The sequence below is a fragment of the Agrococcus baldri genome (assembly GCA_900114805.1).
Lineage (GTDB): Bacteria > Actinomycetota > Actinomycetes > Actinomycetales > Microbacteriaceae > Agrococcus > Agrococcus baldri.
Genome location: FOZN01000002.1, coordinates 710,136 through 726,297, shown reverse-complemented (window position 1 = coordinate 726,297; position 16,162 = coordinate 710,136). Strand labels below are relative to the sequence as shown.

Below are 16,162 nucleotides of genomic sequence, written 5' to 3'. Positions count from 1 at the left end.
AACTATAGAATGCACACGCATTGAATGCAACCTGCATACAATTCCAGTCAAAGGAGCCTCTTCGTGACTACCACCTCTGCACTGCTCGAGCGGCCCATCGGGGTCATCGGCCTGGGCAACATGGGTCTTGCCCTCGCGGGCCGGCTCGCGAACTCGTTCTCCGTGATGGGCTCCGATCCCTCTGTCGAACGCCAGTCGCTCGCCGCCGAGGCCGGCATCACCGTGGCCGAGCAGGCCACCCTCGCCGAGTCGTGCTCGGTGATCCTGCTGTCGCTGCCCCGCCCATCCATCTCCCTGGCAGTCACGCGTGCACTGGCAGCAAGTGAGACGACGCCCGCGGTCGTCGTCGAGACCAGCACGGTCAATCCGAGCGACATCACCGCGCTCGTCGATGCCACACAGGGTACGGGCATCACGGTCGTCGACTCCGCGATCCTCTCTGGGGTCAAGCAGATGACCGAGGGCACGTCGGGCCTGCTTCTCGCAGGCGAGCGGGCGCTCGTCGAGACTCTCGACCCGCTGTTCGCCACGATCACCCGCAATCGACGGTTCGTCGGACACTCCGGCAGCGCGATGGCAGCAAAGGTGCTGAACAACGCTGTCGCGCACGTCGTGATGGTGCTGCTCGGCGAAGCCATGGCGCTCAGCAAGACTTCGGGGCTCGACCCTCAGTTGCTGGTCGACATCCTCGCGGCACCCGACGGCGGCCTAATGCGGCCGCTGACGCACCGCATGGCCGAGCGCGCCTTCTCCGGTGACTACGAGGGCGGGATGTCGCTCGAGGCTGCACGCAAGGACTCCACGCTGGCGTTGGCGATGGCGCAGGACGCGGGTGTGCCCGTGTTTACGATTCCCGCGGCACACAGCGTCTACGAGATGGCGATGGCCGAGGGCTTCGAGCGCGAGGACTACGCAGCCCTAGTCAAGCTCTGGGAGCGCTGGTGCGACACTGACTTCAGCTCGCGGGACTAGCCCATAGAGTTGCCGCGTGACGCAATCCACGAGCTCCGGGGATGCCCTCGCCGACATCGCCGCCTATCTGGAACTGCCGGCTGCACCCGCACGAGCTGCCGATCGAGCGGTGTTCGCCGTTCGTGAAGCGATCCTCGACGGCGTCATCGAGCCCGGCACGTGGCTCAGGGAGGAAGCCCTAAGCCAAGCACTCGCTATGTCTCGGACACCGTTGCGCGAGGCGCTCAATCGGTTGCGCCAGGAGGGCCTCGTCGAGAGTCCGACGGGCGCCGGCCTCCGTGTCACCGAACTTCGACCGGACGACCTCGCCGTGGTCTACCGGGTGCGGGCCGCTCTCGAAGGATTCGCGGCCGAGCTCGCCGCCACCCGGGCCACAGAGAGGAGCGTCAGAGCGCTTCAGCGAGCTCACGAAGAGATGCGTGAGGCGTCCGAGAGCAGGGATCGCTTGCGGTTCGTCCGCGGCAACGCGCGATTCCATGAAGCGCTGGCCGAGGCGGCCCGGAACGACTACCTCGAGCGACTCTTGGGCCCGGTCCATGTTGCAATTCGCCGCTTCCAGGCGTCGAACTACCACCCGAGCAGAATGCAGGCGATCGTCGACGAACACGAGGCGATCATCGAGGGCATCCTGTCGGGATCACCGCAAGCCGCGAGAGAAGCGTCCGAGAAGCATGCTGTCGCAGCAAGAGCCGAGACGTTCCATCGGCTTACGCCTTTTGAATCCGTCTGACGGCACACGCCCGGACAACTCGGCGCGAGAACACGGTATCCATGACTAACGCACTGCGCCTGTCCGCGGCGGGGGTCAGGGCGTCGGCATGCCGCCGTTCACGTTGAGCGTCTCGCCGATCACGTAGCTCGACTCCGGCGAGGCGAGGAAGACGTAGGCGGGCGCCAGCTCGGTGGGCTGGCCGGCGCGGCCGAGCGGTGTCGACTGCCCGAACTTCGGCAGCTCCTCCTTCGGCTGCCCGTCGGTGGGCTGCAGCGGGGTCCAGATCGGTCCGGGAGCGACGGCGTTGACGCGGATGCCCTTCGGCGCGAGCTGCTGGCCCATGCTCTTCGTGAAGTTGTTGATCGCCGCCTTCGTCGACGCGTAGTCCACCAGCACCTCCGGCGGCATGTAGGCCACGATCGACGTCGTGTTGATGATCGTCGAGCCCGGCTGCAGGTGCCGCAGCGCCGCCTTCGTGATGCGGAACATCGCCAGCACGTTCACGGCGTAGGTCTCCACCAGCTGCTCGTCGGGCAGCTCCTCGAGGCTCTTCGCCGCGATCTGCTTGCCTGCGTTGTTGACCAGGATGTCGAGCCCGCCCAGGCCGGCCACCGCATCCGTCACCAACGACTCGCAGAACGCCTTGTCGGTGAGGTCGCCCGGCAGCAGCACGGCGGTGCGGCCGCACTCCTCGACGATGCGCTTGACGTCATGCGCGTCGGGCTCCTCCTGCGGCAGGTAGTTGATCGCGACGTCGGCGCCCTCGCGCGCGAAGGCGATGGCGACCGCCGAGCCGATGCCGGAGTCGCCGCCGGTGATCAGCGCCTTGCGGCCCTCGAGCCTGCCGGTGCCGCGGTAGGAGAACTCGCCGCGGTCGGCCTTCGGCTGCAGCTTCTCGTCGAGGCCGGGCTCAGGCTGGTCTTGCTCAGGCGGGGAGATGACGGGGTACCGCGTGGCGGGATCCTGGAAGGTCAACTGGTCGGTGCGCTCGCGGTTCGCGTCGTCGGCGTTCGCGCTGCTCTGGTCGGCCATGGGTATCGCTCCTCACGTTGCACTGGGCTGGAAGCCTACGACCGTCGGGGCGCGCGTGACGCGATGCGGAGGAGACTCACACGCGGCGCTGATGCCGTGCCCACGGATGTGTCCACGACGCCGGCCACGGGCGTCGCGTCGCGCCTCACCTCGGAGGCGTCTCGCTCACCGCACCAGCAGCAGCTTCCCTCCCGGAGCCTCCGGCGATCCCATCAGCTCGTGCGCCCGCTCGGCCTCGACCAGCGGCACGCGAGCCCCGATCACCGGCCGCACCGCTCCCGCGGCGATGAGCGGCCAGACGGTCTCGCGCACCTGGCGCACGACCTCCGCCTTCGAGCCGCGGCCGCCAGTGCGAGGCCGAGCGCGCAGCGTCATCGCGCGCATCGTCACGCGGCGCTGCATCAGGCGGCGCAGGTCGACCTCGGCCTTCGAGCCGCCCTGCACGGCGATGACGGTCATCGCGCCATCGAGCGCGAGCGCCTCCAGGTTCCGGTCGAGATAGGACGCACCGATCACGTCGAGCACGAAGCCGGCACCGCGGCCCTCGGTCGCACCCTTGACGACGTCCACGAAGTCCTCGGCGCGATACTCGATCACGATCTCCGCCCCGAGCGACGCGCACAGCTCACGGTGCCGTGCACTCGCCGTCGCCGCGACCCGCCACCCGAGCGCCCGCAGCAGCTGGATCGCCATCGTGCCCATGCCGCCGGAGCCGCCGTGCACGAGCGCCAGCTCGCCCTCCTCCGGCTCCGGCAGGTCGCGGATCGCGCTCCACACCGTGCACACCGCCTCCGGCAGCGCGGCCGCATCGGCCAGCGAGACGCCCTCCGGCACCGGCAGCAGCTGCGTCGCCGGCACCGCCACCCGCTCGGCGTAGCCGCCGCCGGCCAGCAGCGCGCACACCTGGTCGCCCACCGCCCAGCCCTCGACGCCGTCCGCAACCCCGGCGCCGAGCGCGACGATCGTGCCCGAGCACTCCAACCCGAGCACCTCCGACTCCCCCGCGGGCGGCGGGTACTTGCCGGATCGCTGCAGCAGATCGGCGCGGTTCACCGCGGCCGCGACGACCTCGACGACCACCTCACCCGTCCCCGCCACCGGCTCTGACGCATCCGCCCACCCCAACGGCCCGTCGACCTCGAACTGCATCGCCTGCATCGCGACCTCCCGTCTCCGCTCCATCCTGTCGTGCTCGAAAGCAATGCAGGCGGATGCGTCCACCGCACAGACAGGCACGCGGCAGACACGCCCGTGTCACATCCCACTCCCCGATCTCGTCACGTGCACGAGGGAGCCGCACCCCGCGGCCCCGACGAGAAGGAGAGCGATGATGCGAGTGTTCGTGGCAGGCGGATCCGGCGCGGTCGGGCGGCGGCTGGTGCCGCAGCTGGTCGCGCGCGGCCACCAGGTGACGGCGACGACGACCGACCCGGCGAAGGTGGCGCTGCTCGAAGGCCTCGGTGCGACGGCCGTGGTGATGGACGGCCTCGATGCCGCCCAGGTGGGCGAGGCGGTCGCGGCCGCCGAGTCCGACGCGGTCGTCCACCAGATGACATCGATCGGCGCGATCGACATGAAGCACCTCGACCGCGCCTTCGCGCAGACCAACCGGCTGCGCACGGAAGGGCTCGACCACCTGCTCGCCGCTGTGCGAGCATCGGGCGTGCCGCATGTGGTGGCGCAGAGCTAAGGCGCCTGGAACGGCATCCGAGAGGGCGGATGGGTGAAGACCGAGAGCGAGGGACTCGACCCGATGGCAGGCACGGCGGCCGAGCCGGTCATGGCAGCGGTCGTCAGGCTCGAGCGGCTCGTGGTCGAGGCCGGCGGGGCGGCGCTGCGCTACGGCTGGCTCTACCGGCCGGGCGCGACCGAGATCCTCGCCGAGCCGGTGCGCAAGCGGCAGTTCCCGGTGGTCGGCGGCGGTGCCGGTCACACCTCCTGGTTGCATCTCGACGACGCGGCGAGCGCGACGGTGCTGGCGATCGAGCAGCGCGCGCAGGGCGCGTTCAACGTCGTCGACGACGAGCCGGCCCCCGTGCACGACTGGCTGCCGCACCTCGCGCAGGTCGCGGGCGCCAAGCCGCCGCCGCGCATGCCCGCCTGGCTGGCGCGCCCGTTCGCGGGCAGCGCCGGCGTGCTGATGATGACCGAGGGCCGCGGCTTCTCGAACGCGAAGGCGAAGCGGCAGCTGGGCTGGCAGCCGAGCCACCCGTCGTGGCGGCAGGGCTTCGCGGAGGACGCCGCATGAGTGAGGCCACGGAGTTCGAGCGGCTGCGGCCGCTGCTCTTCTCGATCGCCTACCGCATCCTCGGCAGCGTGACCGAGGCCGAGGATGCGGTGCAGGAGACCTGGCTGCGCTTCGACGCGAGCGACGAGCGGCCGGCGTCGCTGAAGTCGTACCTGGCGGCGATCGTCACGCGAGTGTCGATCGACGTGCTGCGCTCGGCGCGCGTGCGGCGCGAGGAGTACGTGGGCGAGTGGCTGCCCGAGCCGCTGCTCGACGACCCCTACAGCGACCCGCAGCAGGCGGCGGAGCTCGCCGACTCGCTCACCACGGCGTCGCTGCTGCTGCTCGAGCGGCTGAGCCCGCTCGAGCGCGCCGCGTTCGTGCTGCACGAGGTGTTCGCGTTTGACTTCGCCGCGATCGCCGAGACCCTCGACCGCTCCGAGGCCGCGTGCCGGCAGCTCGCCGCTCGCGCCCGTCGGCACATGGACGACGGACGCACGAGACTCGAGGCGGATGCGCGTGAGGCAGAAGCGCTCACGGCCCGGTTCCTGTCGGCGATGCAGGATGGCGACGTCGAGGGCATGCGGTCGATGCTGGCGGCGGATGCGGTGATGCCGGCCGACGGCGGCGGCAAGGCTCCCGTCTGGGGTCGCGGCACGTGGGGCGCCGACCGCATGGTCGAGAAGCTCGCGCAGATGGCCCCGGCGTTCATCGCCGCAGGCTGCGCCCTGGAGCCGCAGCGCATCAACGGGCGCCCCGGCGCGATTTTCCGCGACCGCGACGGCCGCGTGCTCTCGAGCTGGGGCTTCGACGTCGCTGGCGGTGTCATCACCGCCGTGCGCATCGTCCTCAACCCCGACAAACTGCAGCACCTCGGCCCGGTGGCGGATGCGTGGACACTGCTTCGCGAAGCGGGCTCGGCCTCGCCTCGCGACGCGCAGGCCGAGCCGCCGACTTGAGCCTTACCGAATCACCGGAGCAACGTCGTCGCTCGGAGGAACGTACACGCCGTAGTCGCCGAATGGAGCCCAAGAGCCGGCGGATCGCGGGGCCAGCCCCGCCTCTTCGAGGCGAGTGATGCCGCGGTCGCGATCGGTGCCCACTAGCGCCTGCCATGCCTCGACCAGCATCGGCTCTGCCTTCCTATTCTCCAACTGATCGACGGCCACGTCCGTCGCCATGCCGAGAGCGGCGGCGAGCGCTTCTGTTCGGTCGAGCGGGATGGCGAACATGTCCATCGCCTCGGACTCGCGGGTGAACGAGAAGCTCCATGAGTCATCGTCTTCTCGGCTCCTCGCAGGAACACTCCACGGGCTCCGTCCGCGCGTCATATGCTCACCCTTCTGGCGATGCTTCGATGCAGGTTCATCGTGCCACCATCCCTCATTTCGTCGATCGGGTCTTGCCCGATGACTCTGGACCGCTCTCGACCTCCTCCGTCACCAGTCCCAGCGCCTCATGCACCAGCCGACGGTAGCGCTCGGCGTCGTGCTTGTGGACATTCGCGTTCGAGCGCGAATAGTGAGGGACACCGACGATCGAGCGGATTCCGGTCTCGCGCTCGATGAGGTCGGCATACGCCGAGATCGACCGGAGGCTCTTTCCTCCGAGGCAGATGATCGTCCCCACGGACTGCAGCAACCGGGCCTGAGCGATCAGCGACTGCACCGAACGCAGGGCCTCTTCCTGCTCGGGACGCACAAGCGTCGAGTTCGGCTCCACCAATTGCGGGTGCAGGTCTGTCATATACGCGCCCCAAAACGGAGTTCCCACGAATGCGTGCGCAAGGAAGATGTCGTTGTGGCGGCTGTTCGGGCTGTGAAAGTTTGACCAGTCCGGCGTCACCGGGTGCTCGGCCGACGGGATGCCCCCGGGATTCAGCGCCACGATCATCGCTCGACCGTGGGCGGCTTCGGTGGCTGCCTCGAGGGGGAACTCGGGATCACCAACGACGTCGCCCGCGTCGTCGGTCTTCCACACCGCCCACGAGGCCTCGTGTCGATATGCGTCCAGCGACTGCAGCAGGTCCATTGGAACATTCTGGTCGAGGCGGCTGACAACCTCAGTTTCAGCCATCGACGGTGCGCAGCGAGCCGGGTCCCGACGTCGGTCGGAACTCTTCATATACCGCTTCCGCTTGCCCAAGCCTTGCGAGTAAGGAGATCTTTTCGACACGGCGGACGCGATCCCCTGTGAGCACGTTCTGCCGGGCAAGGCGAATGTGGACGATGAAGTCGACGAACGCTGAGTCGAGGGTAGGCGTCGATCTCGACGAGCACCTGCCGTGGCGCCTCATTGAGCGTGTACTGCCACTGTGCCTTCCGGCAGCCAGCGAGACCCTTCTTTAGAAGAGCGCACCGTCGTCGTTCTTATTCTTGGGGGGCTGGCGCATCCAGGCCGGCGGTTGCGGAAGCTCTGAGGCGGCGATCAGGGGACCGGCCATGACACGGTCAAGGAGCGCAATCCCGTCAAGCTGCAGAGCAAGCGTGTCCCGGATGGCGGCGACGATCTCACGCAGCTCCTGACTCCACTCCGGCAGCCAGGTCGTTGGACGAATTTTGTCCAACGGGGACTCGCTCGACGCAGCCCGACCGGATGCCTTCGCCATGCGGTAACCGAGCCACTTCGGAATGACCACCATGCCGCTGACGGCGAAGTAATAGACCTCCGGCGGGACACCGATGAGCCTGCCGTCCGCGACGCGTAGTGCGCCGCCCTTCGGGTCGTACAGAAGGTCAGACTTAGCCTCAGGGAGGCGACTGGGCTCCCCGTCCCAGGCGACGCCGCCGAGGTCAAGCGGCTCTGTCGCGAATCGTTCGCCGAACGTCTGGAGGGCAATCAACTTTTCGCCAAGGTCGGCGAACTCTGCGAACAGCGTCGGGTCGGCCGTCGCCGGAATGCGCGGGCCGGGGGTTTCGAGCTCGTCGTGCCAACGTGCCGTGTAGTCCGTGCCGGCGAGCATTGCGAACGTGTAGGCGAAGAGCCGCTCGGGCGTGACTGCTGCTGCCGAGCGATCCGCCTTCCGATGAGCCCTCGTGATGCTCTCGAGCAGCGCGGCGTCAACGTTCGGAGTCCCCTTCCCGTCGCGATATAGCGGGATCACGTCCTTGCCTCCGCGGCCAGCGAAGTAGTGAAAGTCGGGAACCCCGGTCGACAGGGTCGCCGCGGGGCCAGGGCCGAGCTTGTTCGTCATCATCGCGGTCATGAAGATCTGCTTCGGGGCTACAGACCACCACAGCGACGGGCTCTCTGTCTTCGCCCACCGTGCATCATCGAAGGCCCACTGGCGGTCAAAGGATCGGTAGCCGTAGCGGACGACCGGCTGGTGTGCCGCGCCGACGGGCTCGTCGACGAGCTTGGGGAGTCCCGAAACCTTCGTGTTGATGTTCCGCCCAGTGCTCGAGGCGTTGAAACACTTCGCGCGGTCGGCGGCGTCCTTCGTCGAGACGAACCGCTCCCATCGGCGTTCGAGAACCTCTCTGCTCGGCCCGACAGGGGAAGTGCGCCCAAACTGGCATCCTGGCTGCTGCCACGGGAAGAGGTCAGCGACCGCCGTGAAGTCCAACCAACTCGCGTCACCAGTCGGTGGCGCAAGTGCTGCGAACCACTCCGGGTCGAGTGCTGTCCACTCAACCGTCTTGCCGCTGGTGAGCGCGGCAAGCGCAACGAGCTTCTCATGCCGCGTCCCGTGGATTCGGTGATACCGAGCGGTCGCGGGCTCCGACCGCACCGCTTTGCCCTTCCGCGTCAGCGTGACGATCGCGACCGGGGTCTGAATGTCGAAGATGTTCTCTTCCTTGCGGGCGCCACGTCCCGCTCCGCCAAGGTCGAGCACCGTGATGTCGTCGGCGACCTCGCGCACCAAACGTCTGAGCCCGAGAAATCCCGGACCGGTGAGCCACGACGACGACGTGATCATCGCGACGACCGCAGGTCCGTCGTTCTGCTCCATGACCTTCCAGATCGCCCAGCGCCAGAAGTAGACGTAGAGGTCGTTGAGGCTCTTCGTGTGGCTGAAGATTACGTGTGCCTTGGCGTCGTCGAGGATGTCGTCGAAGAGCGACCGCTTGCCGGTCTGTACCGGTGCGGTGATGTAGCCAGCCTTGCTGCTCGCGTCACGATCGTAAGGCGGGTTGCCGATGAGGACCGTGTGATGCCGGTCATATTTCACCTGATTCGCGAGGAGTCCCTCGTGACCGATCGGGTCGTCGAGTCCTTCGAGTCCGGTCGCGCGACGCGCACCGAGGGTGTCGCCGAGGAAAATCGGCAGGCGGAACTCTTCACGCAGGTCGGTTGGAAGCTCGAGTGACACCTTGAGGTGGCTGACCGCATACGAGGCGAGCGAGATCTCGACGGCGGATGCATGACGCAGCGCCGTCTCGACGGCCGCGGCGCCCGCGTTCTTCTTCGCCTGTTCGATCCACTCGACGAGGAAGGTGCCGGTGCCGTTCGCAGGGTCGAACATCGACACGACCGCGTCACTCGGGCTGACGTTCGCTGGGATCTCGATGCCCGGGTGGGTCTTGACGTAGTCGGCCCAGGTGGTCGGGTCGGCGACACCGAGCGGGAGACCGAACGACTTGAGCGCGTCATCGACGGTTTTGACGATGTACCGGACCACCGGCTTCGGCGTGTAAAACGCCCCGAGGTCTCGGCGTTGATCCGGGTCGTACTGGGCGAGGAACTCCTCGTAGAAGTAGACCACCGGGTCGTCGCGCTGGTTGTCCGCGCCGAAGTCGGCGAGCAGCTCGTCGACGTTCGTCGTGGCGAGCTCCTCGGCAAGGTCCGCGAGCCCGAGTTCGTCGATATCGAGCACACCGTCCGCCTCGTCCCGGAAGCGCGAGTGGATCGCGTCGAGGAACTGGTTGTCGAACTTCATTGCCGCGAGCGAACGCTCCGCCTTGAAGTCATCGGGGTGCGCAATCCGGGCGGTGAGCAGTCCGTAGACCATCGTCTGCGCGTACACGTCCGCGAAGCGTGGCTCGGTGATGTCCCCGATCAGACGCTCCTTAACGTCGCGGAACAGCGACTTCATCGGGCCTGCCTCGGTCTCGACCGCGAGCAGCGATTTCACCTCATCGCGGACGTCCTGGGCGACTTCTGCCATGCGCTTCGAGAGGGTCTTCGCGCTGCGGATACCCTCGCGATAAGCCGCAAATCCCGTCGCCTGATCCGGCTCGACGATGAGCCGCGGCCCCTGGTCGTCGACCCAAGCCAACTCGGAAAGCGTGCGCTGCGCGAGGAGCCTCAGTCGGGCCTCGGTCGGATTCCCGTTCCAGGTCAGCACTCGGAGCAGCCGCTTGCCGTTCCGCTCCCGAAAGTTGACGACGTGGATAACCGCCTCGTCACCGGCGGCGAGGCAGAAGAACAGGATGTCGTCGAGCTTCCAGGTCGGCGTCTTCCCGCCCGTCCTTCCGCGCTTGCTCGTGACGAGCCGCTGCACCAGGCGCCGCACAGCTCCAATCGGCAGTTGGCCGCCCTCGAACCGCAGGTAGAACGCGCCAAAGTTCTGCTTCGCCGTCAGCGGCGGGATCTGCGAGATGCGGGAGAGTCGGGCAACGTGATCTGGGTCGAGGTGCAACTCCTCGGGGCTCCAGTCAATGAGCACATCCTCCGGCTCTAGGGGCGTGCCATAGAGCGGCCAGCCGAGACCCTCGTGCAGCAGCGAAAGCAGGCTGTCGAGGGACTCTGGGGCCGCCTTGATCAGTTCGCGAAGCTGCTCGGCGCTCGCCATCACTGCACCTCAATCCATGCCAGCGTCTCCGGCGCCGGCGCGTCGAGCGGGAGCTGGACCTCCTTGCGGAGCTGCTTCGTCTCGTCGCGCTCGAACCCGCGGAGCGAGGCGAGCAGTTCGCGCTTCGCGCGGAACGGGTGTGCCTTGTCGTTGGGCTGCGCCTCGACGGCGGCGTCGATAGCGAGCAGGCCGCGCTCGACGTCGGTGGTGGTCTTGAGCGCCCACTCGACGCGGCCGGGCTTAAGGTTCCACTCCGCCTCGGAATGCTCGTCTGGCTTCGCGAGCACCGGAACGCGCCGCACGACGAAGACGCCGGTCGGCTTCCCTGACTTGGCGACCGAGATGCCGTCGGGTAGCCGGTCGACCAAGCCAGGCAGCGTCGGGTCTGTTTTGACGAGCTCCAGCCACTTGAGGCGGAGTTGCTCGATCGGGGCGATGTCGCCCTCGTATTCGTCCTTGAATGCTTGGAAGACCTTGACGTCGTCGTAGACATCGGACTCGTCGATGAGCTTTCCACCGGGGATCCCGAGCGTCTTCGAGATCATCAGCGTCTTGCCCTGCACGCGGCCATAGAGCGCGAGCAGGCTCTCGATCTCTGTCGGGGGAAGGAAGTTGCGAATCTGGATGTGGCCGCGGGAGCCACTCTGTAGCTTCAGCTCCTTCACTAGTTCGGCCTCGATCGCAGGGTTCATCCTGCGATCGACGCGGCCGATGCGCTGCATGAGACGGACCGGGTTCCAGTGGATGTCGTAATTAACAAGCAGCGAGCCGTCCTGGAGGTTCACCCCTTCGCTCAGAACGTCGGTCGACACGAGGACTCGGAGCGGCGCGAGCTGCTTCCGATCGGCAGCGCTGACCTTATTGTAGAACGGCGCAAACCGTTTGATCATCGCGTAGCGGTCGTTCCCTCGCGTGCCGTCGATCCGGTCGACGTCGGTTAGACCATCGGTGCGGAGACGCTCTTCCAGGTAGCGGGCGGTGTCGGCGAACTCGGTGAAGACGATGACCGGCTGCTTGCGGAACTCCTCCGTGAACACCTTCTCGTCGATCCCCTTCTTCTCCGACTTCGTCGGGCCGAGGAGTAGCGAGCGGAGCTGGAGGTACTTGTCGTCGACGCCGGCTCCAGCAAGCACGAGGTCCATGAAGCGCTGCAGTTGATCGAGGTCGCCGAACGCGGCGTCGATCATGTCGCCTAGCTTGTAGTTGCCGCCGACCAGATTGTATTCCAGCTCGTTGAGCTCCTCCTCAGTGAGGTCCTCCTCGTGCCAGACCTCGGCGAGGGTGGTCCGGTAGGCGTCGTGGATCTTCTGCAGGGTCGGCTCGTGGGCAGTACGCCAGGCAGCAAGTTTCGCTTCATTCGCGTTATCGCCGTTCGTGTTCACATCGAGCCAGCGCAGCACCTTTGCCGCGAGGTCGAGACAGGAGCCGGCGAAGGCGGCGAGACTCGACTCGAAACGCTTGAGGAAGATCGTCCGGATCAGCGCGACGACCTGGCGCTGCCGGTTCTCGGCGACCGTGTTGATGTCCTTGTCGGTCGAGAATGCCAGCGGGTAGTACATCGGCAGGACAAACAGAGGCGTCGCCCGGCTAAAGGCGGCCTGGATCTCCTTAAAGAGCGGCGCGTAGAGCAGCCCGAACTCGTAGGGCACCACCTTGGGCACCTGAGTCTCCGGAAACACGACCTCGGCGCCGCCGGCGAGTTTCGCGCTGTCGACGGCGTACTTGCGACTGTTCTGGTGGATGACCGCCTGGAAGAGCTTGTCATTGGACATGAGCGCGTCAATTGCGACATGGTCGGGGATCGCATCCTTGAACGGCTTCTCCAGACCGACAATGTACTTGCGCAGGCTGTTCACGCCGATGCTCGCAAAGTGGTTGTCGGCGTCGACACCCGTGAAGAGCTCGGCCTGGTGGACTAGATCGAAAAGACTGTTATTGATCGGCGTCGCGGTGAGAAGAAACACCGTCTTGCCTTTGCAGACCTCCTGCATCCGCCACCAGCGCGAGCCCCAAGGGTTCTCCTCGGTCGGCTTGGCGCCGTGGTTTCGGAAGTTGTGCGCTTCGTCAATAATGATGACGTCAGCGCGTTTGGCGAGATGCTCGATCGCTTCGGCACCGGACTTCGTCGTAAGGTCGGTGTGGGCTTTCACGATGACGTTTGAGAATTGACCTCCGTAGAGGTCCGGGAGTTTCTCCTTGATCTCCGGATCCCATACTGCGTCCTGACCGGTCTTTGTCGCCATGATTAGGACGTTCTTCCGCTGCCTGACCGCGAAGTACTCGGTGAGCATCAGGCCGACAAACGTCTTCCCCAGGCCGACGCCATCGGTCAGGAAGCCGCCACCCCACTGCTTCGACATTTCGATTAGCGAATGAAACGCCTCCTGCTGATAAGGGGCGAGCATCGGGTAGATAGCCGACTCGGTCTCCTCCCAGCCCTGATCGCTGGGGTCGGCGTTCGCAGTGAGAGCGTGGAGCGCCTTCGCGTAGACTTCAAAGGGCGTGAACTCGCGAACGTTGTGGCCGAGGACTGCGAGCAACTCAGGGTTCACTGGAGTCGCCTGCGCCCAATGGTCCTCATACCACGACTGCAGCTCCACCGTGTCGGTTCCGCGGACACGGACGTTTAGTTCTACGTTCTGCGTGAGACCAGGCCGCGTGAAGTTCGATGATCCGACCAGCGCCTCCGACCCGACGACCGGGTTCCTCGCATGCGTGATGTAGGCCTTCGCGTGGAACTTCTTGGGCTTGTGGACGCGAATCTCGACCTTACCGACACGGATTCCGTCGACGACGGCGTCGATCCCGCTCAAGAAGGCGTCCCCGACCTGCCGCTCGACCTTGATCGACGTTTCGAGTGCGGCCGCAATCGCGTCTGCTGTCGTCCGGCTCGTCTCACCGCCAATAAGCAAGCGAATCTTGTCGACCTTCTGCCACTCACCATCTAGGGCGAGAAACGCACCGATCTCGAAGTGGCCCGTCGCGATGTCGATCGCGCTGCTGAGGTCACACCATGCGCGGATGTATTGGAGCACCTGCCATTCGTCGTTCGTATTGTCGACAATGAAGCTGTCAGGTGCGGCCATCTGTGTGTACTCCCCTTCAGGTGTCGCGGGAGCCGGCCCGCCGGCGCCACCACGGCGACGAACGCGAAACCCATGGTCGTCGTCAATAACGAACACGGCGCGCGTAAGTCGAAACCCGCGGGTCGTGCCGTCCCCTACGTTAGTGGCGACCCCCAACATCAGCCGCTCGCCGCGATCGAGGTGGAGGATATGCGGTCAGCGCTCGAGTACTGCAACGAGATGTCGCTCCGCCCGATCTCATGCCCAGAAGTGCGCGCGAATGGAGCTCGCTCGCGGCATGAGCGTCGGCATCGCGACGCGCGCTCCCGATTGGCTTTCACCGTCGAGCAGCTCGAAGGCCGAGTTCGCGATCTGCTCGAAGTTCGTGCGCACCGAGGTCAAGGGCACGGGCATGCGCGCCGCCATCGGCACGTCGTTGTAGCCGACGAGCGCGAAGTCCCGCCCGACCTCGCGGCCCGCACGGTGGCAGGCGGCCAGCACGCCAAAGGCGAGGTCGTCGTTCGCGGCGAACACCGCAGTCGGGCGGCGAGAGCCCTCCAGCCAGGTCGCTGCAGCGCGCTCGCCCGAAGGAATGCGGTAATCGTCCGTCTCGGCCACGAGCGGGGTGACGCGTGCCTCACCGAGAGCGCGGTGCGCGCCGGCCATGCGGTCGCGCGCGCTCGACGTGAACAGCGGGCCGGTGACGAGCGCGATGTCACGATGCCCGAGATCCAGCAGGTGCCGTGCGGCGAGGTAGCCACCGGTCTCGTCATCGCCGATGGATGACGGGCTCGTGCCGTCCGTGCGGAGCACGAGCGCATGCCGCACCCCACGTTCGCGCAGCGCCGTGGTGAGCGGGTCGTCGATGCGCGCCGAAGCGACGAGCAGCGCATCGATCCCGCGGGCGAGCAACGTCTCGGCGGCCAGGCGTTCGCCATCGGGCTCGTCGCCACTCGTAGCAACGATCGCGAACTGGCCCCGCCGGGCAGCCGCTGCGGCGATCGCCTCGAACATCAGTGCCATGACGGCATCCGACAGCCTCGGCACGAGCACGCCGATCGTACCGGTCTCACCTCGTCGCAGCGCCGACGCCGAGTTATTGCGGCGATAGCCAAGCTCGTCGGCGATCGCCCGGATGCGTTCTACGTGGGATGAGCCGGCACTCTTGCCGTCAAGCACGCGACTGACCGTAGCGATGCTGACGCCTGCCGCTGCCGCGACGTCGCGCAGCGTTACGACCTCACCCTGCTGCGCTGCCATCGCACCCCCTTCCGCTCAGCGTAGTCAACGCATCCGCCCATCGTTTTTTGGTCGGAGCGCTTGACATCCTCCCTCGCCGCAGTGCAGACTGCAATCGTTCTCGCAAACGTTTGCATCTGTGAGACGACCAGACCATCGCGATGCGGATCGCGGCACTCAATGGAGAGGAACGCCACCATGGCTCTCGACCTCCGGGGACTCACCCCCGCACCTGTCACCCCGTTCACCCGCGAGGGCGCGATCGACTTCGACGCCATCGCCCGCCTCGGCGGCTGGCTCGGCTCGATCGACGGCGTCAAGGGCCTCGTCGTGCTCGGCCACGCCGGTGAAGGCACGTTCCTCACGCAGGAGGAGCAGGCGCAGGTGATCACCGCCTTCGTCGAGTCGACCGACGGCCGCGTGCCGGTCATCGCCGGCATCACCGGCGAGGGCTCGACCGTCGCCGCACTCGAAGCGAAGCGGGCCGTCGACGCCGGCGCCACCGCCGGCCTCGTCTACCCCTCGCACGGCTGGCTGCGCTTCGGCTACCAGGACGGCGCACCACAGGCCCGCTACCAGGAGATCTACGAGACCAGCGGTCTGCCGCTCATCCTCTTCCAGTACCCGGATGCCACGAAGGCCACCTACAACCTCGACACGCAGCTTGAGATCGCCGGCCAGGAGGGCGTCTTCGCCACCAAGAACGGCGTGCGCAACATGAAGCGCTGGGACACCGAGATTCCCGTGCTGCGCGCCGAGCACCCGGAGCTGCAGATCCTCACCTGCCATGACGAGTACCTGCTGCACACGATGTTCGACGTCGACGGCGCGCTGGTCGGCTACGGCAACATCGCGCCCGAGCTGCTCATCGAGCTGATCAAGGCCGGCAAGGCGAAGGACTACGCGCGGGCGCGCGAGCTGCACGACCAGCTGCTGCCGGTGACGAAGACCGTCTACCACCGCGGCTCGCACATGGAGGGCACCGTCGCGCTCAAGGAGGCGCTCGTCGCCCGCGGCATTCTCGAGCACGCCACGGTGCGCTCGCCGCTGCTGCCGCTGGCCGAGGGCGCGCACGAGGAGATCGCCGCGGCGCTCGTCTCGGCGAAGATCGGCAGCGCGCTCGTCGCAGCCTGACCGCTTGGCGTGGGGCCGGTCCGTCGGCCCCACGCCCTTCGGCCGCT

The 16,162-nt window shown here is 66.8% G+C and carries 13 protein-coding genes; 6 read left to right on the top strand and 7 right to left on the bottom strand.

What is annotated here, in order from left to right; all coding sequences use genetic code 11:
* Positions 1-24 precede the first annotated feature (24 nt).
* Positions 25-972, top strand: a complete 948-nt coding sequence (locus BM288_RS07750; RefSeq protein ID WP_092917484.1) for an NAD(P)-dependent oxidoreductase — start codon at positions 25-27, stop codon at positions 970-972.
* 16 nt (positions 973-988) lie between these two features.
* Positions 989-1,702, top strand: coding sequence for a GntR family transcriptional regulator (locus tag BM288_RS07745; protein WP_092917482.1), 714 nt, complete (start codon positions 989-991; stop codon positions 1,700-1,702).
* Positions 1,703-1,777: 75 nt separating this feature from the next.
* Here the strand turns inward: BM288_RS07745 and BM288_RS07740 are convergent, their stop codons facing one another.
* A complete protein-coding gene (locus tag BM288_RS07740; protein ID WP_092917480.1) occupies positions 1,778-2,716 on the bottom strand; it encodes an SDR family oxidoreductase in 939 nt (312 codons plus the stop codon).
* Positions 2,717-2,881: 165 nt separating this feature from the next.
* Complete coding sequence (locus BM288_RS07735; RefSeq protein WP_318255406.1) at positions 2,882-3,898, bottom strand: NAD(P)H-quinone oxidoreductase; 1,017 nt, start codon at positions 3,896-3,898, stop codon at positions 2,882-2,884.
* Positions 3,899-4,046: 148 nt separating this feature from the next.
* Between BM288_RS07735 and BM288_RS14640 the strand changes: the two genes are divergently transcribed.
* From BM288_RS14640 to BM288_RS07725, 3 genes are read left to right on the top strand one after another with little or no spacing between them, the layout of a single operon-like run.
* Complete coding sequence (locus tag BM288_RS14640) at positions 4,047-4,406, top strand: NAD-dependent epimerase/dehydratase family protein (protein ID WP_318255405.1); 360 nt, start codon at positions 4,047-4,049, stop codon at positions 4,404-4,406.
* A 33-nt stretch (positions 4,407-4,439) separates the two neighbouring features.
* Positions 4,440-4,964, top strand: coding sequence for an NAD-dependent epimerase/dehydratase family protein (locus tag BM288_RS14635; protein WP_318255404.1), 525 nt, complete (start codon positions 4,440-4,442; stop codon positions 4,962-4,964).
* Positions 4,961-5,902 carry an RNA polymerase sigma-70 factor gene (locus tag BM288_RS07725; protein WP_092917476.1) on the top strand — a complete coding sequence of 314 codons (942 nt, stop codon included), beginning with the start codon at positions 4,961-4,963 and terminating at the stop codon, positions 5,900-5,902. The genes BM288_RS14635 and BM288_RS07725 overlap by 4 nt, the downstream gene beginning before the upstream one ends.
* Before the next feature lie 3 nt (positions 5,903-5,905).
* Here BM288_RS07725 and BM288_RS07720 read toward each other — a convergent pair whose 3' ends face one another.
* The 5 genes from BM288_RS07720 to BM288_RS07700 form a co-directional block, all read right to left on the bottom strand.
* Positions 5,906-6,175, bottom strand: coding sequence for a hypothetical protein (locus tag BM288_RS07720; protein WP_143103061.1), 270 nt, complete (start codon positions 6,173-6,175; stop codon positions 5,906-5,908).
* A 151-nt stretch (positions 6,176-6,326) separates the two neighbouring features.
* Positions 6,327-6,974: a hypothetical protein gene (locus BM288_RS07715; protein ID WP_092917472.1), complete on the bottom strand. Its 648-nt coding sequence runs from the start codon at positions 6,972-6,974 to the stop codon at positions 6,327-6,329.
* Positions 6,975-7,287: 313 nt separating this feature from the next.
* Positions 7,288-10,677, bottom strand: coding sequence for a type ISP restriction/modification enzyme (locus BM288_RS07710; protein ID WP_092917470.1), 3,390 nt, complete (start codon positions 10,675-10,677; stop codon positions 7,288-7,290).
* Complete coding sequence (locus BM288_RS07705) at positions 10,677-13,763, bottom strand: helicase-related protein (RefSeq protein WP_177220299.1); 3,087 nt, start codon at positions 13,761-13,763, stop codon at positions 10,677-10,679. Before BM288_RS07705 ends, BM288_RS07710 begins: the two co-directional genes overlap by 1 nt.
* Positions 13,764-14,000: 237 nt before the next feature.
* The gene (locus tag BM288_RS07700; protein ID WP_092917466.1) at positions 14,001-15,002 is read right to left on the bottom strand and encodes a LacI family DNA-binding transcriptional regulator; all 1,002 of its coding nucleotides are present in this window, start codon (positions 15,000-15,002) and stop codon (positions 14,001-14,003) included.
* Positions 15,003-15,179: 177 nt separating this feature from the next.
* On the opposite strand from BM288_RS07700, the gene BM288_RS07695 reads away from it, so the two are divergent.
* Entirely contained in the window at positions 15,180-16,115 is a 936-nt protein-coding gene (locus tag BM288_RS07695; protein ID WP_092917464.1) for a dihydrodipicolinate synthase family protein, read from the top strand.
* Positions 16,116-16,162 lie beyond the last annotated feature (47 nt).

What these genes read in the sequence shown, in the direction of transcription:
- BM288_RS07735 (WP_318255406.1), bottom strand. Translation starts at nt 3,898, where the DNA reads ATGGAGCGGAGACGGGAGGTCGCGATGCAGGCGATGCAGTTCGAGGTC.
- BM288_RS07715 (WP_092917472.1), bottom strand. Translation starts at nt 6,974, where the DNA reads ATGGACCTGCTGCAGTCGCTGGACGCATATCGACACGAGGCCTCGTGG.
- BM288_RS07720 (WP_143103061.1), bottom strand. Translation starts at nt 6,175, where the DNA reads ATGTTCGCCATCCCGCTCGACCGAACAGAAGCGCTCGCCGCCGCTCTC.
- BM288_RS14640 (WP_318255405.1), top strand. Translation starts at nt 4,047, where the DNA reads ATGCGAGTGTTCGTGGCAGGCGGATCCGGCGCGGTCGGGCGGCGGCTG.
- BM288_RS07705 (WP_177220299.1), bottom strand. Translation starts at nt 13,763, where the DNA reads ATGGCCGCACCTGACAGCTTCATTGTCGACAATACGAACGACGAATGG.
- BM288_RS07725 (WP_092917476.1), top strand. Translation starts at nt 4,961, where the DNA reads ATGAGTGAGGCCACGGAGTTCGAGCGGCTGCGGCCGCTGCTCTTCTCG.
- BM288_RS07710 (WP_092917470.1), bottom strand. Translation starts at nt 10,677, where the DNA reads ATGGCGAGCGCCGAGCAGCTTCGCGAACTGATCAAGGCGGCCCCAGAG.
- BM288_RS07750 (WP_092917484.1), top strand. Translation starts at nt 25, where the DNA reads ATGCAACCTGCATACAATTCCAGTCAAAGGAGCCTCTTCGTGACTACC.
- BM288_RS07700 (WP_092917466.1), bottom strand. Translation starts at nt 15,002, where the DNA reads ATGGCAGCGCAGCAGGGTGAGGTCGTAACGCTGCGCGACGTCGCGGCA.
- BM288_RS07695 (WP_092917464.1), top strand. Translation starts at nt 15,180, where the DNA reads ATGGCTCTCGACCTCCGGGGACTCACCCCCGCACCTGTCACCCCGTTC.
- BM288_RS07740 (WP_092917480.1), bottom strand. Translation starts at nt 2,716, where the DNA reads ATGGCCGACCAGAGCAGCGCGAACGCCGACGACGCGAACCGCGAGCGC.